This is a genomic window from Pseudooceanicola nanhaiensis DSM 18065 (assembly GCF_000688295.1).
Classification (GTDB): Bacteria; Pseudomonadota; Alphaproteobacteria; order Rhodobacterales; family Rhodobacteraceae; genus Pseudooceanicola; species Pseudooceanicola nanhaiensis.
The window spans coordinates 1149680-1163095 of the sequence record NZ_JHZF01000013.1 but is presented as its reverse complement, the minus strand read 5'-3'; the positions used below and the strand labels follow the sequence as shown (position 1 = coordinate 1163095).

The 13416-nt window shown below is 67.7% G+C and carries 13 protein-coding genes and 1 tRNA gene; 9 read left to right on the top strand and 5 right to left on the bottom strand.

The features are described 5' to 3' along the window. Positions 1-56: 56 nt before the first annotated feature. On the top strand, positions 57-791 hold the full coding sequence (gene ygfZ, locus Q344_RS0115720) for a CAF17-like 4Fe-4S cluster assembly/insertion protein YgfZ (RefSeq protein WP_028287587.1): 735 nt from the start codon (positions 57-59) through the stop codon (positions 789-791). A gap of 286 nt (positions 792-1077) precedes the next feature. Here ygfZ and efp read toward each other — a convergent pair whose 3' ends face one another. Then, positions 1078-1641, bottom strand: coding sequence for an elongation factor P (efp, locus tag Q344_RS0115715; protein WP_028287586.1), 564 nt, complete (start codon positions 1639-1641; stop codon positions 1078-1080). A gap of 211 nt (positions 1642-1852) precedes the next feature. Between efp and Q344_RS0115710 the strand changes: the two genes are divergently transcribed. Both Q344_RS0115710 and Q344_RS0115705 read left to right on the top strand, forming a co-directional pair. After that, positions 1853-2173 (top strand): DUF6280 family protein, encoded by a 321-nt coding sequence (locus Q344_RS0115710; protein ID WP_028093509.1) that lies wholly within the window; start codon positions 1853-1855, stop codon positions 2171-2173. 77 nt (positions 2174-2250) lie between these two features. Next, on the top strand, positions 2251-3717 hold the full coding sequence (locus Q344_RS0115705) for a cobyric acid synthase (RefSeq protein ID WP_036539333.1): 1467 nt from the start codon (positions 2251-2253) through the stop codon (positions 3715-3717). 54 nt (positions 3718-3771) lie between these two features. Here Q344_RS0115705 and Q344_RS0115700 read toward each other — a convergent pair whose 3' ends face one another. The 3 genes from Q344_RS0115700 to Q344_RS0115690 all read right to left on the bottom strand — a co-directional run bounded on the left by Q344_RS0115700 (position 3772) and on the right by Q344_RS0115690 (position 6844). After that, positions 3772-4674, bottom strand: a complete 903-nt coding sequence (locus tag Q344_RS0115700) for a hypothetical protein (RefSeq protein WP_028287584.1) — start codon at positions 4672-4674, stop codon at positions 3772-3774. A 73-nt stretch (positions 4675-4747) separates the two neighbouring features. Next, positions 4748-6160 (bottom strand): TolC family outer membrane protein, encoded by a 1413-nt coding sequence (locus tag Q344_RS0115695; RefSeq protein WP_028287583.1) that lies wholly within the window; start codon positions 6158-6160, stop codon positions 4748-4750. Positions 6161-6193: 33 nt separating this feature from the next. Beyond that, positions 6194-6844, bottom strand: a complete 651-nt coding sequence (locus Q344_RS0115690; protein WP_028287582.1) for a protein-L-isoaspartate O-methyltransferase family protein — start codon at positions 6842-6844, stop codon at positions 6194-6196. Between the two features lie 193 nt (positions 6845-7037). Here Q344_RS0115690 and Q344_RS0115685 point away from each other — a divergent pair, with 193 nt between their 5' ends. Then, positions 7038-7427 carry a response regulator gene (locus Q344_RS0115685; RefSeq protein WP_028287581.1) on the top strand — a complete coding sequence of 130 codons (390 nt, stop codon included), beginning with the start codon at positions 7038-7040 and terminating at the stop codon, positions 7425-7427. Between the two features lie 86 nt (positions 7428-7513). Then, positions 7514-7587: transfer RNA gene (locus Q344_RS0115680), tRNA-Cys, on the top strand. A 439-nt stretch (positions 7588-8026) separates the two neighbouring features. Here Q344_RS0115680 and Q344_RS0115675 read toward each other — a convergent pair. After that, the gene (locus tag Q344_RS0115675) at positions 8027-8938 is read right to left on the bottom strand and encodes a LysR substrate-binding domain-containing protein (RefSeq protein ID WP_028287580.1); all 912 of its coding nucleotides are present in this window, start codon (positions 8936-8938) and stop codon (positions 8027-8029) included. Positions 8939-9056: 118 nt separating this feature from the next. On the opposite strand from Q344_RS0115675, the gene Q344_RS0115670 reads away from it, so the two are divergent. The 4 genes from Q344_RS0115670 to argE all read left to right on the top strand — a co-directional run bounded on the left by Q344_RS0115670 (position 9057) and on the right by argE (position 13354). After that, complete coding sequence (locus tag Q344_RS0115670; RefSeq protein WP_028287579.1) at positions 9057-10028, top strand: Bug family tripartite tricarboxylate transporter substrate binding protein; 972 nt, start codon at positions 9057-9059, stop codon at positions 10026-10028. A gap of 114 nt (positions 10029-10142) precedes the next feature. Continuing rightward, positions 10143-10637, top strand: coding sequence for a tripartite tricarboxylate transporter TctB family protein (locus Q344_RS0115665; protein ID WP_028287578.1), 495 nt, complete (start codon positions 10143-10145; stop codon positions 10635-10637). Positions 10638-10649: 12 nt separating this feature from the next. Further along, positions 10650-12140 carry a tripartite tricarboxylate transporter permease gene (locus Q344_RS0115660; RefSeq protein WP_028287577.1) on the top strand — a complete coding sequence of 497 codons (1491 nt, stop codon included), beginning with the start codon at positions 10650-10652 and terminating at the stop codon, positions 12138-12140. Further along, positions 12137-13354 (top strand): acetylornithine deacetylase, encoded by a 1218-nt coding sequence (gene argE / locus Q344_RS0115655; protein ID WP_028287576.1) that lies wholly within the window; start codon positions 12137-12139, stop codon positions 13352-13354. Before Q344_RS0115660 ends, argE begins: the two co-directional genes overlap by 4 nt. The last annotated feature ends 62 nt before the right edge of the window (positions 13355-13416 follow it).

Here is a 13416-nt window from a genome sequence, read left to right as displayed (position 1 = left end):
GCCGGGACATCGGGTGGCTATATTGAGGGTCCAGACACAGGACACAAGAGCAGCCCATGCCCCGCACAATTCTTCGCATCACCGGCACGGATGCCCGTGATTTTCTGCAAGGCCTGGTGACGAACGATGTCGCCAGGATCGACCGCGACGGAATCGTCTACGCGGCACTTCTGACCCCGCAGGGGAAATATATCGCGGATTTCTTCCTCGTCACGGAAGAGGACGGCATTCTGCTGGATGTGGCGAGCGCGCTTGCGCCGGCCCTGATGCAGCGCCTGACGATGTACAAGCTGCGCGCAGACGTCCGCATCGAGGAGACCGCGTTGAAGGTGTCGCGCGGCACCGGCCCGGCCCCCGAGGGCGCCCTGCCCGATCCGCGTCACCCGGCGCTCGGCTGGCGGCTCTATGGCGAGGCCGAGGCGGACGACGGCACCGACTGGGATGCGCTGAGGGTCGAACACCTGATCCCCGAGACCGGGGAGGAACTGACCCCCGACACCTTCATCCTCGAAACCGGGTTCGACCGGATCAACGGCGTGGACTTCCGCAAGGGCTGCTATGTCGGGCAGGAGGTCACGGCCCGGATGCGGCACAAGACCGAGCTGCGGAAGGGGCTGGTGCGGGTGACGGTCGAGGGCGACGCCGCGCCGGGGACCGCGATCACGGCCGACGGGAAGGCCGCCGGGGTGCTCCACACCCGCGCAGGCGACGCGGCGATCGCCTATCTCCGCTTCGACCGGGCCGAGGGTGACATGCAGGCGGAAGGCGCGACCGTCCGCCGGGACGGCTGACGCGCGGGGCGGTGCGACGCCTCAGGCGCGTCGCCGATCCCTGCCCTGGCCCGACCTTCCTCATGGCTCTGGCCGGGTGCCGTGCAATTGCGACTTTTCAGGGCAGTCCGGCGGTGGACGTCAGGCGGAAACCTCGCCGCATGCGGATATTGCGGCCTCCGCGCCACAGCGGACCGGCGGGAAGTTGCGAAATCGCGCAAAACGGGCAGCGGATACCCGCTGTTCCCGCGGCATGAAAAAGGCCGGACCTGGAGGTCCGGCCTTGCATTCGATGCATAACCTTGCGTCAGGCGCGTTCGGAATATTCCATGGTCTCGGTGTTCACGACGATGTCTTCGCCCTCGCCCACGAAGGGGGGCACCATCACCCGGACACCGTTGTCCAGAACCGCCGGCTTGAACGAGTTCGCCGCGGTCTGGCCCTTCACGACCGGCTCCGTCTCGACGATCTTGCAGGTCACCTTCTGGGGCAGCGTGGCGTTCAGCGCTTCCTCGTTGTGGAACTCGACCAGGATGGTCATGCCGTCCTGCAGGAAGGGGCGCCGCTCGCCGAGGATCTCGGCCGGAAGCTCGATCTGTTCGTAGGTCTCGGCGTCCATGAAAACCAGCATACCATCGTTTTCGTAAAGGAATTGCTGGTCCTTCTGCTCGAGCCGCACGCGCTCCACCTTGTCGGCGGACCGGAAGCGTTCGTTGAGCTTGGAGCCGGTCCGCAGGTTGCGCATCTCGACCTGCGCGAAGGCGCCGCCCTTGCCGGGCTTCACGTGGTCGACCTTCACGGCAGCCCAGAGTCCGCCGTCGTGCTCAAGCACGTTCCCGGGCCTGATCTCGTTTCCGTTAATCTTGGGCATACCTTGCACTCCGGTGCGGCTTGATCGGATTCTCGGCGGACCTATATATCCGCTTCAGGGCCGAAGCAATAAGTGCTGCTCTTGGGCCCGGCATCGCCAAGCTATGCGCAAAGTGCATGACAGGCATGTTTTTGCGACCTATCCGAATCGTCACATATTCGCCATAAGTCGCCCCGAGCCCGAAACGCAAGAGCAATAAAAAGGACTGACGATGAAAGACTTCGTGGACGGCACGGCATTCAACAATGAACAGGGCAACCGGGCCCGCAAGCTGTTCGCAGCTGTTGTACTTGCCGCGCTCGACGACGCCATTGCAGATGACAAGAAATACGGCAACGGTCCTGAGCAGATCGCCCGCTGGGCACGCTCGCGTGACGGCCGTGAAGTGCTCAGCTGCGCCGGCATCGACCCGAACGAACGGGTTGTCTCCGGTCTGATGGAATTCGTCTCCAAGGGTGTCCGCACCTCCGTCGCGCTCTCGCGCGAGGAAAGCGAACGCCGGCATGCAGCGGAGCAGGCGGAAGCCGCCTGACAATCCGCACGATTGCTGCCATTCAAGACGCGCCCCTTCCGGGGCGCGTCTTCGTTTGAGAGGGGGAGTGTCCGCGGATGACGGCACGGGCGATCATGGTGCAGGGCGCGGGCTCCAACGTCGGGAAGTCGATGCTGGTGGCCGGGCTGGCGCGCGCCTTCGCGGACCGCGGGCTGCGGGTCCGCCCCTTCAAGCCGCAGAACATGTCGAACAACGCCGCCGTCACCGCCGACGGGGGCGAGATCGGGCGCGCACAGGCGCTTCAGGCCCGCGCCGCGCGGGTGGCCCCGGTGACGGACATGAACCCGGTGCTTCTGAAGCCCGAAACCGAGACCGGGGCGCAGGTCGTGGTGCAGGGCAAGCGCCTGACCTCGGTCAGCGCGCGCGATTACGGCGGGGTGCGCCCCCGCCTGATGCCCGCGGTGCTGGAGAGCTTCCATCGCCTCGCCCGTGACTGCGACCTTGTCATCGTGGAGGGCGCCGGCAGCCCGGCCGAGGTGAACCTGCGCGCCAACGACATCGCCAACATGGGCTTTGCCGAGGCCGCGGGGGTGCCCGTCATCCTCGTGGGCGACATCGACCGTGGCGGGGTCATCGCGCAGCTCGTCGGCACCAGGGCGGTCCTCTCACCGGCCGATGCCGACCGCATCAGGGGCTTCGCGGTGAACAAGTTCCGCGGCGACGTGCGGCTCTTCGACGGCGGCATCGCCGCGATCCGCGACCACACCGGCTGGCCCTCGCTCGGCGTGGTGCCGTGGTTCCGGGATGCCTGGCGCCTGCCGGCGGAGGACGTGATGGATGTCGCCTCCTCCCCCGGCGGCCGGTTCAGGGTCGCGGTGCCGCGCCTCGCCCGGATCGCGAATTTCGACGATCTCGACCCGCTCGCCGCCGAACCGGAAGTGAGCGTGGAGATCATCGAACCCGGCCGCCCCCTGCCCGGCGATGCCGACCTCGTGCTGATCCCCGGCTCGAAATCGACCATCGCCGACCTCGCCGACTTCCGCGCGCAGGGCTGGGACATCGACCTCAGGGCCCATGTCCGGCGCGGCGGCAGGGTGCTGGGGCTCTGCGGCGGCTACCAGATGCTCGGACGCGAGATCGCGGACCCCGAGGGGATCGAAGGTCCGCCCGGCCGGGTGGAGGGGCTGGGCCTGCTGGACGTGACCACGGTGATGCGGCCGGCCAAGCGGCTGGCCCTGACCGAGGCACATCACAGCGCCAGCGGAGAGCCTCTCAGCGGCTACGAGATCCACCTTGGCCACACCGAGGGACCGGATTGCGCGCGGGCCTGGCTCGAGGTCGAAGGCCGGCCCGAGGGCGCGGCTTCGGCCGACGGCCGGGTGCAGGGCTGCTACCTGCACGGGCTCTTCGCGGCCGACGGGTTCCGTGCGGCCTGGTTGCGCGAGGCGGGGACACGCTCCGACCTGTCTCACGACGCGACGGTCGAGGCGACGCTCGACGCGCTGGCGGCGCATCTGGCGGCGCATCTCGACCTCGACCTCCTGCTGTCGCTGGCCGGAGAGGTCGCGCCCGTCCGCGCCTGAACAGCGAAGGGCGGCCCGTATGGACCGCCCCCCGGTAACGCATGCGCCTGGCTGTCAGAGCAGGTCGTGGGCCGTCAGCGCGCGCTGGATCTCGCGTCGGACCAGCTTGCGGACGTTGCGGGTGATCCGCTCGCCGAGCGCGCCCTGAAGCTCCTGCCGCACGATCTCCGAGACCATGTCGCGCAGCGCCTCCTCGTCCAGCACGAGGCCCTGCCCCGCATCGTCCTCGTCGCTGCCGGCCTCGGCCCAGACGTCGCCCTCGATCTCCGACGCTGCGGGCAGATCGCCCGCGGTGGCCGGCCCGGCAGCCAGATGATCCTCCCAGCTCAGCGCATCGGGCTCAGGCTCGGGCGGGACCGCGGCGAGGCGGGTGTTCATCGAGCGCACCCCGCGCGAGCGCAGGAAGGAGGGGATCGTCGCCATCCGCGCCTCGGGCGCGTCGTCGGACCCGTCCGCATCGGCGATCAGGTCGTCGTGGTCGTCCGCCTCTCCGAGCTCGCCCTCTTCCACCGGGTCCTCGGCAAAAACGGACATGTCGAGCGGCGTGCCGGCATTGGCGCCCTCGTCCTCGAACCCGGCATCCGCGGCAATGGCGCTCAGGCTCTGCCCCGGGATCGTCCGGCGCGACCGGCCATGGCGGAAGAGCGGCTCTTCAGGCGCCTCTGCCAGATCCTCGACCGTTTCCGGCGCGGGGTCTGGCGCATCCGCCTGAAGCTCGCGGCTGAAGGCGTCCATGTCGAACTCGGACGCGGCCTCGGGACCGGCGTAATCCGATTCGGCATCGTTATCCTCTGCCTCCGGCACGCGATGCGCGGGGGTGAGAATCAGCTTCTCGGCCTTCCGCTGCGGGTCGGCCACCTTGGTGGGACGGGTCTGCGCGCGCACCTCTTCGGACACGAGCTTGCGGATAGAGGACAATACGTCCTCGATCTGCATGTTGGTCACGGGATCGGACATGTTCGGATTACCACTCTCGCCTCGCCCGCAGGATACCCCGCGGGCGCATTTTTCTCAACTGATAGCGCGAGTTTTACTGTTTCCCGATCCGCCGAAGTACCTTGTCGAGCTGCTGGCCGCGCTTGCTCAGACCGGCGGGGGCATCCTTGACCAGGTTGTAATAGGCCGCGGGGTCGTAGATCTGCACCGGAAGGCCCAGTTTCTCGGCCGTGAGCTGGCCGGTCGCGGCCAGAAGCTGGTAGGCGCCGACATATTCATCGATCCGGGCCGAGATCAGGTCGACCCGCGCCTGCAGCAGGTCCTGCTGCGCGTTCAGCACGTCGAGCGTGGTCCGCGCCCCGAGCGAGGTCTCTTCCCGCACGCCGTCGAAGGCGACCTGGGCCGCCCGCACCTGCTGGGTGCCCGCATCGCGGCTGGCGCGCGCGACCAGCACGTTGGAATAGGCGTTGCCCGCGTCCGAGCGCACGTTGTCGACCACCACATGCAGGTTCGACCGCGTCGCATCGCGCCGCTGCATCGCCTGCCGCTGCAGGGAGGACAGCCGCCCCCCGGCGTAGATCGTCTGGGAGGCGCCGACACCGATGGTCAGGCCGCGGGAATTGCCGGAATCGTTCAGGTCCTCGGTCACCCCGTAGGAGGTGCTGAGATTGATCGAGGGCCGCAGCGCGAGATCCGCGGCGACGACGTTCAGCTCCGAGACCTTCACGTCCTTCTGCGCGGCCAGCACGCTGGGATGGTTCACCGCGGCCGCCGCCATCGCGGCCTGCACCGTGGGGGGCAGCGCGGGCAGGCTGGCCGGCGTCTGCAGGTTCGAGGGCTCACGCCCGACCGCCGCGACGTATTCGATCCGCGCCTGGTTCAGGCCGCCCTGTGCGGCGGACAGCGCGCTCTGGGCCGCCGCGAGACGGGCCTCGGCCAGCGAGACGTCGGTACGGGTCACCTCGCCGACCTCGAAGCGGTCCTGCGCGGCGCGCAGCTCCTGCCGGATCAGCCGGAGGTTGCTTTCGCGCACGGACACGAATTCCGAGGCGCGCTGCACCTGGAAGAAGGCCGCCGCCGCGCGCAGCAGCACCTGCTGTTCGACGCCGATCAGCGAATACCGGGTGCTGAGCACGCTTTCCTTGGCGATGTCGATACCGACCTGGCTGGCGCCGAAATCATAGAGCAGAAGGCTGGCCGACAGTTCGAGCGAGACGCTCGCGGGCTCGGCCGAGACCGAGGCGAAGCCGGTCGCCGCGCTGGCGGATTCCGTGAAGCGCTGGTTGGCGCTGGCGCTCCACTGCACCACCGGCCTGAGCGCCGAGAGCGCCTGCGCGACACTTTCGTCGGCCGCCCTGAGAAGCGCCCGGTTCTGCTCAAGCAGGCCCGATGTGTTGTAGGCCGAGGTGAGCGCCGCGCCCAGCGTCTCCGCGCCGGATGCGGTGGCCGAGAGAGCGAGCCCCAATGTGAGCGCCGCGCTGGCCAGTCCCGATTTGATCCTGTTCATTCGTCCCTGCCCTAGCTGCTCTGCTCTGTTGTTCTAGAAGGTGAAGGCCCGTTTCTTTTCGAACCCCGGCATCACCGGGGCCGAGGCGTTGAAGGCGAAGCGCCAGCTCATCCTGCCGTCGATCTTGTAGCCGATGCGTACGGTGCCGAGCTGGCCTTCCATGAAGAGACAGGCGATCCGCCCGCCGTCCTTGAGCTGGTCGAGGATCGCGGCGGGAAGCTCTTCCACCCCGCCCTCGACGACGATCGCGTCGTAGGGGCCGTGTTCGGCCGCACCCTCCGCCGGGTTGCCCTCGTGCAGGATGACGTTGTCCGCGTTGATCTGGCCTAGGCTCTCCTGCGCGCCGTTCAGCCTGTCGGCCTCGTCCACGGCGACCACGGCCTCGGCCATCTCGGCGATCACCGCCGAGGAATAGCCCTGTGCGCAGGCGACATCCATCACCAGCTCGTCGCCGCGGATGTCGAGCCCGTCGAGCATCTTGGCCAGCGTCCGCGGCTCCAGGAGGACGCGCCCGCCGCCGAGATCGATGTTCTCGCCGAGATAGGCGGCCTCGCGCCGGTCCGCCGGCACGAAAATCTCGCGCGGGACGCTCATCATGGCGTCGATGATCGGGAACTTGGTGACGTCCGACGGACGGACCTGCGTGTCGACCATCGTCGACCGGCGTGCTGCGTAATCTGCCATCGCCAAACTCATCTGTTCAGTTTCGCCACGCTTGTGCCATAGAAGGCCCGGGGCGGCAACGGTGGCCGGGTTCAAATGTTCGGGGTGCTGCCGGCATGCCGCAGCCCGCGGGCACCGGTCGGGCGCAGGTGAACGAAATCTCAATCGAATCGCCGGATTCTGCCCGCGTGGGAGCCGAATTCGGGGGACCTTCATGGAGGCGCATAAACCCGTGTGCCTGATCGTGGACGACGCGGCGGTGGACCGCGAGATGATGATGCGCACGCTTGCGCGCCAGCATCCGGTGCCGCATGTGCTGACCGCCAGCAGCCTGGCCGAGGCGCGGCAGCATCTGGCGCGATCCGGGATCTCGCTGCTGTTTCTCGACAACATGCTGCCCGACGGCGTGGGCGCGGACTTCCTCTCCGAACTCGCCGCCCGCTCCGACTGGCGGCGGGTGCCGGTGGTGATGGTCAGCGACTGGCCGTCGCCCTTCATGTTCGACAAGGCCCGCGCGGCCAACGTCCTCGCGGTCTGGTCGAAGGGAGACTTCACGCCCGAGCGCGTCCGCCGCCTCGTCAGGAGTCACGCCAGGCTCCACTGACCCGCCCGCCCGCGCGCCCTGACCCGACGCCCCGGTGATACCCCCTTGCGAAGCGCCCGCGGGACGTCTAAGGAAACCACGGCTTCGGCGAGTTGGCGGAGTGGTTACGCAGCGGATTGCAAATCCGTGCACACCGGTTCGATTCCGGTACTCGCCTCCAATACCTTCAATGACTTCATCTTCAAGACGCTGCCCTATGGGTGAGCGACTCGACGCGCGCGCTCGTCAGATAGCTGGCGCGGGTCGAGGCGCTCCAAGGACAATCTCGAGCCCGGTGACCGTAGCCTCTCGTGTATTCGGGTGCGCGCACGCCTGCCCGACTCCCGTCACGCATGGCGCCCGTTGGAACATCAGAGCGAAACAGGTTGTTGTGGCCGAAAGGAGCAAACGTTTTGATCCTGCTGGACGGTCGAGCCCGAGAAAGTATCCGCTCGAACAGGTTTCGAGGACGTCACGCATGCGGGTCATGGGGGACCCGGCCTTCTCCGCCTCGATGACGAGGGGGTGACAGCCCGAAGCCGTATCTCGGCGATCTGAGCTGCTGCCGGTTTCGTGTCCGCTTCTTCGGGGCCCGCCCTCAGACTTGCATAGCCTTGGCCTCAACTCACCACGCCCGCCCGTTTCAGCCGGTCGATCTCGGAGGAGACCGCATCGGCGAAGGCCAGCCCCATGGCGCTGAGGGGCCGATCGCGCGGCACGAACTGCGCAATGTCCCAGGCGATCTCGGGCAACAGCCTGTGCGAGGTGACGCTTTCAGGATCGAGCAGCTGGCTCGCCACGGGATCGACGATCGCGACACCGACGCCACGTTCGACCAGGCGCACCACGCCGTGCAGCGTCCGGAGTTCGGCAGCGATGGTGCGGTCGACATTGATCGCCTTCATCATGTGGTCGACCCGCTGGCGCAGCGGGCTGCCCTCGGCAAGGTCGATGAACCATTCCTTGCGCAGCCTCGGCAGCGGGATTTCCTCCACATCGCCGAATGGATGCCCTCTCGGCAGGATGCAGCGCGCGGCACAATGCGCGAGCGCACGGACGTTGCCGCCGAAAGCCTCGGCGTTGAGGGTGATCCCGAAGGCCAGATCGCAGCGCTGTTCGCTGATCATGCGTAGCAGCTCGGCCATGCCGACATCGACGATCTGCACCGTCGCGCGGGGATGGCTCTCGCGGAAGCGCTGTAGCGCATCCAGCAGGAACGTGTCGCAGAAGATGGGCTGGGCGGCGATCACCAGATGTCCGAGCTGCCCGTTGGAGATCGCCACCGCCTCCTGCTCGAGGCTGCGCAAGCCCCCGAGATGGCGCACCACCGACTGGTGAAACCGGAACGCCTCGGGCGTCGGGGTGAGGCGATTGCGCTTGCGCAGAAACAGCTCGAAGCCGGTCTTTTCCTCCAGGGCCGAGAGCAGTCGGCTCACCATCGGCTGGCTCGTGTCGAGGTCTTCGGCAGCCATCTTGACGCCGCCGAGCCGCATGTAGGCGTCAAAAGCTTCCAATTCCCGTGTCTTGAACATTGCCGCTCCCCAGTATGCACTTAATGCAAGATATGGCCTCCTATTGTCAATCTTCGCATACTGTGAATGCTCGCCGCATCCAACAGACCGGCGCTGCCGGAGCAAATGTGAGGCAAACATGAAGAAACTTCTCGGAACGATCGCCCTGTCTGTGGTCGCGGCCACCGGCCCCGCCGTGGCCCAGACCTATCCCGACCAGGCAGTGACCCTCGTCGTCCCCTACGGCCCGGGCGGCGCCTCCGATTTGGCCGGCCGCGCGCTGGCGGAAACCGCACAGCCCTTCCTCGGCCAGCCGGTCACCGTGATGAACAAGCCCGGCGCCGGTGGCATGAACGGTGCGCGCTCGGTCTCGGATGCCGAGCCCGACGGCTACACCCTGCTTCTGGCCCGCGTCGGCATGGCGCTGTCGCCCGCCGTGACCCCGGGCAACGCCGTCGCATGGGACGCCTACACCTTCCTCGGCGCGCTGGAAGCCACGCCGATGATCCTCGCGGTGCGCGCCGATGCGCCCTATGACAGCGTCGAAGAGCTGGTGACGGCCATCGGGGAGAGCGAAGGTCGGATGACCTACGCCGCCTCGGGCGCCACTGCGATCGACGGCTTCACCACGCAGGCGCTGCTGGCCGACAACGACCTCGACCCGCTCACCGCCGCGACGCTGGTGCCCTACAAGGGCGGCGGCGCCCTGGCCACTGCGCTGCTCGGCGGGCACGTCGATTTCGTCGCGATGGCGGCGGGCTCGCTGATGCCGCATATCGAAAGCGGTGACCTGAAGGCGCTGATGGTCTTCGCGCCCAAGCGCATGGACACCCTGCCCGATGTCGCGACGGCCGCCGAGCTCGGCTATGAGAAGGCCGGCCAGATCGCCGGCTGGAGCGCGCTCTACGGCCCCAAGGGCCTTTCCGAAGAGGTGACAGCCAAGTGGCAGGACGTGCTGGCCAAGGTCGCCACCGACGAGAAATGGCTGGAGCTTGCAGCGAAGCGTGGCTCCATCTCGACCATCGGTGACGTCGACATGAGCGACTACGCCCAGAGCCAATACACGCTGTTCCACGGTCTGGCGAAAGATTTCGGCTACCTGCCCAACTGATTGCCCCGGGCCGCGCCGCGGCCCGGACGACCTGACAGCGGATCGGCGCGGCCCCAGAGGGCCGCGCCACCGACCCGCCCCGCGCCCACCGTGCCCCCTGTCCCGGAGTGTCGAATGCCCAAACCCGTCCTGCGGGGGCTGATCATTGTCGGCTTCTTCGCACTGACCGCCTTCATCCTTGTCCCGGCCTTCGTGCCGCGCCCGGCCTTCATCCCCGGCTTCGCCCCGCCGCCGGACATGTGGCCGCGCACAGTCTCGCTGGCGGGCATCGCCCTTGGTGTGCTGGCGCTGCTCTTCGCGGTCTTCCGGCCCCGGGCCGATGAGGCGCCGCTCGAGACCGATGGCAGCAGCCGCGCCCGCATGGCCGGCCGCTTCGCCGGGCTGATGCTGGCCTTCGTGCTGTTTCTGGCGGCCATCCCGGTGCTTGGCTTCCTCGTCTCCACGATGCTGCTCACGCTCTGCATCGTTCTGATGACCGGCGAGCGCGGCCACCGCATCTGGATCGCCCTGCTCGCCTTCGGCGCGCCGATCCTGCTGCAGCTCTTTTTCAGTTCCGCGCTCGGCACGCAGTTTCCCAAGGGCGTGCTGACGAAGCCCTTCGGCTTCTGATCGGAGAGTCCCATGCTCAATGAAATCCTCTCCGCGCTGGTCGCCGTGGCGACCCTGCAGAACCTGCTGATCATGATCGCGGGCATCTGGGGCGGTGTCATCGTCGGGGCCATCCCCGGCATGACCGGCACCATGGCCGTCACCCTCGCGCTGCCCTTCACCTTCTACATGGATCCGGTGCCCTCGATCCTACTGCTTGTCGCGCTCTACAAGGGCTCGACCTATGGCGGCTCGGTCTCCGCGATCCTGATCAAGACGCCGGGCACCGCCTCGGCCGCCTGCACCGCGCTCGACGGCTACCCGCTGGCGCAGCAGGGCAAGGCCGGCAAGGCGCTGAACATGGCGCTCTATTCCTCGGTCACGGGCGATTTCATCTCGAACCTGTCGCTGATCTTCTTCGCCGCCCCGCTCGCGGTGCTGGCGCTGCACATCGGCCCGCCCGAATTCTTCATGCTGATGCTCTTCGCGCTGACCACCGTGGCCGGCGTCTCCGGCAGCTCGCTGCTGATGGGGCTGGTCTCGGCGGCCCTCGGCCTGCTGCTGGCGACCGTGGGCGAGGACATGTACGGCTCGTTCCGCTTCGCCTTCACCCCCGACATGCAGGCCGGCCTGTCGATCGCGCCGGTGCTGATCGGCCTTTTCGCCCTGCCCGAGCTGATCAAGCTGGTGGTGATGCGCGCCGCCAAGAAGGAAGAAGCTGCCAAGCTGGGCGCGCAGCACGTGACGCGCGCGGAATTCATGGGATCGCTGAAGACCATCCTCAAGGGGTCGGTGATCGGGTCGGTGCTGGGCGCCATTCCCGGCATCGGCCCGTCCTCGGCGGCGTTCTTCTCCTACGGCGAGGCGCAGCGCAGTTCGAAGAACGGCGCCAATTTCGGCAAGGGCGAGCTCGAGGGCATCGCCGCGTCGGAATCGGCCAACAACGGGGCCTGCGGCGCGACGATGATCCCGCTTCTGGCGCTTGGCGTGCCCGGCGACGTGATCACCGGGGTGATGCTCGGTGCTTTCATGATCCAGGGCCTCACGCCCGGACCGCTGCTGTTCCAGACCAACATCCACGAGGTCTACATGCTGCTGATCGGCATGCTGGTCTCGTCGGTGCTGCTGTTCTTCGCCGGCAAGATCACCATGCGCATGTTCGCCAAGGTCTCGCTCATCCCGCAAACCCTGCTGACGCCGCTGGTGCTGCTGCTGTGCATCTTCGGGATCTATTCGATCGCCTCGAGCCCCTTCGACGTGGCGGTCCTGCTGGTCATGGGCGTCGTGGGCTTCGCCATGTTCCTGCTGAACATCCCGGCCGCGCCCTTCCTCATCGCCTTCATCCTCGGCCCGATGCTCGAAGAGAACCTGCGCCGCGCGCTGGCCATCTCGCGCGGGGAGCCGGCGGTCCTTCTGTCCTCGCCGATCACATGGGTGTTTGCCGCGCTCATCGCGTTCGTCCTGTTCATCACGATGCGCCGCGAAATCCAGAAATTCATAGCAGAAAGACGAGTGAACCAATGACCCTGCAGAGCGAGATCCAGCCCGCCGCCTCCGACCGGCGGGTCAGCGCCGTGCAGCATCTCTCGGACCTGATCGGCTTCGACACGGTGTCGCGCAACGGCAACCGCGCCCTGATCGACCACATGGCCGCCTATTTCCAGGGTCTCGGCGCGCGGATCACGATCCTGCCCGACAGGGCCGGCGCAAAGGCCAACCTCGTCGCCGCCTTCGGACCGGAGGGGGTCGCGGGCATCGTCTGGTCGGGCCATACCGACGTGGTCCCGGCGGACGAGCCGGAATGGCTGAGCGATCCCTTCACCGCCGAGATCCGCGACGGCAAGCTTTTCGGGCGCGGCGCCTGCGACATGAAGGGCTTTGCCGCCTGCGTCATGGCGGTCGCCCCGCAACTGGCGCGGACCACCCTCGCCCGGCCCGTCTACCTGTGCTTCTCCTACGACGAAGAGGTCGGCTGCCTCGGCGCGCCGGCGATCGCCCGGCACCTGGCCGCGCTGCCGGTGCCGCCCGAATTCGCCATCATCGGCGAGCCGTCGATGATGCAGCTGGTGACGGGGCAGAAGGGCAAGATCGCCATGCGCGCGCATGTCACCGGCACCTCGGGGCATTCCTCCTTCGCGCCGGACCATGTCAACGCCGTCGAATACGCCTCCCGCGCCATCACCATGATCTCGGAGCGTGGCAAGCGCTACGAGAGCGAGGGCCCATTCGACCACGATTTCACCGTGCCGCACGCGACGATGCTGGCCACGATGATCGAGGGCGGGGTCGCGACCAACGTCACGCCCGACAGCTGCAGCTTCACCTTCGAGCTGCGCTCGATCGCCGGCATGGACGCGGAAGCCGACATGGCCGAGCTGCTGGCGCGGATCGAGACCGAAGTCGGCGCCGAGATGGCCGCCAGGACCGCCGGGACAGGCATCGCCTTCGAACGGATCTTCTCGTACCCGCCCATGGGAGAGGCGCGCAACACCGCCGGCTTCACCCGCTACGCCCGGCAGCTGCCCGATGCCTGGGGCGGCAAGGTCTCCTACGGCTCCGAGGGGGGCATCTTCGAGCTGACGGGCGGCATTCCCTCGGTCATCGTCGGGCCGGGCTCGATCGAGCAGGCGCACAAGCCGAACGAATTCGTGGCGCTCGATCAGCTCGACGCCTGCGTCGCGTTCCTCGAAGGTATTGCGGCAGAGCTTGCCGCCACCCCGGCCGGGACGGCCGGCTGAGCGCAGGCAGCTGGCCGGATCGCGCGTTTCACTGGTCCGCTTCCGAACCGGTCGGACATCCG

Excerpts from the sequence above, each read along its gene's own strand:
- Q344_RS0115695 (WP_028287583.1), bottom strand. The coding sequence starts at position 6,160 with ATGAACAGGATCAAATCGGGACTGGCCAGCGCGGCGCTCACATTGGGG.
- Q344_RS0115690 (WP_028287582.1), bottom strand. The coding sequence starts at position 6,844 with ATGGCAGATTACGCAGCACGCCGGTCGACGATGGTCGACACGCAGGTC.
- argE (WP_028287576.1), top strand. The coding sequence starts at position 12,137 with ATGACCCTGCAGAGCGAGATCCAGCCCGCCGCCTCCGACCGGCGGGTC.
- Q344_RS0115670 (WP_028287579.1), top strand. The coding sequence starts at position 9,057 with ATGAAGAAACTTCTCGGAACGATCGCCCTGTCTGTGGTCGCGGCCACC.
- ygfZ (WP_028287587.1), top strand. The coding sequence starts at position 57 with ATGCCCCGCACAATTCTTCGCATCACCGGCACGGATGCCCGTGATTTT.
- Q344_RS0115665 (WP_028287578.1), top strand. The coding sequence starts at position 10,143 with ATGCCCAAACCCGTCCTGCGGGGGCTGATCATTGTCGGCTTCTTCGCA.
- Q344_RS0115660 (WP_028287577.1), top strand. The coding sequence starts at position 10,650 with ATGCTCAATGAAATCCTCTCCGCGCTGGTCGCCGTGGCGACCCTGCAG.
- Q344_RS0115705 (WP_036539333.1), top strand. The coding sequence starts at position 2,251 with ATGACGGCACGGGCGATCATGGTGCAGGGCGCGGGCTCCAACGTCGGG.
- Q344_RS0115675 (WP_028287580.1), bottom strand. The coding sequence starts at position 8,938 with ATGTTCAAGACACGGGAATTGGAAGCTTTTGACGCCTACATGCGGCTC.
- Q344_RS0115710 (WP_028093509.1), top strand. The coding sequence starts at position 1,853 with ATGAAAGACTTCGTGGACGGCACGGCATTCAACAATGAACAGGGCAAC.
- Q344_RS0115700 (WP_028287584.1), bottom strand. The coding sequence starts at position 4,674 with ATGTCCGATCCCGTGACCAACATGCAGATCGAGGACGTATTGTCCTCT.
- efp (WP_028287586.1), bottom strand. The coding sequence starts at position 1,641 with ATGCCCAAGATTAACGGAAACGAGATCAGGCCCGGGAACGTGCTTGAG.
- Q344_RS0115685 (WP_028287581.1), top strand. The coding sequence starts at position 7,038 with ATGGAGGCGCATAAACCCGTGTGCCTGATCGTGGACGACGCGGCGGTG.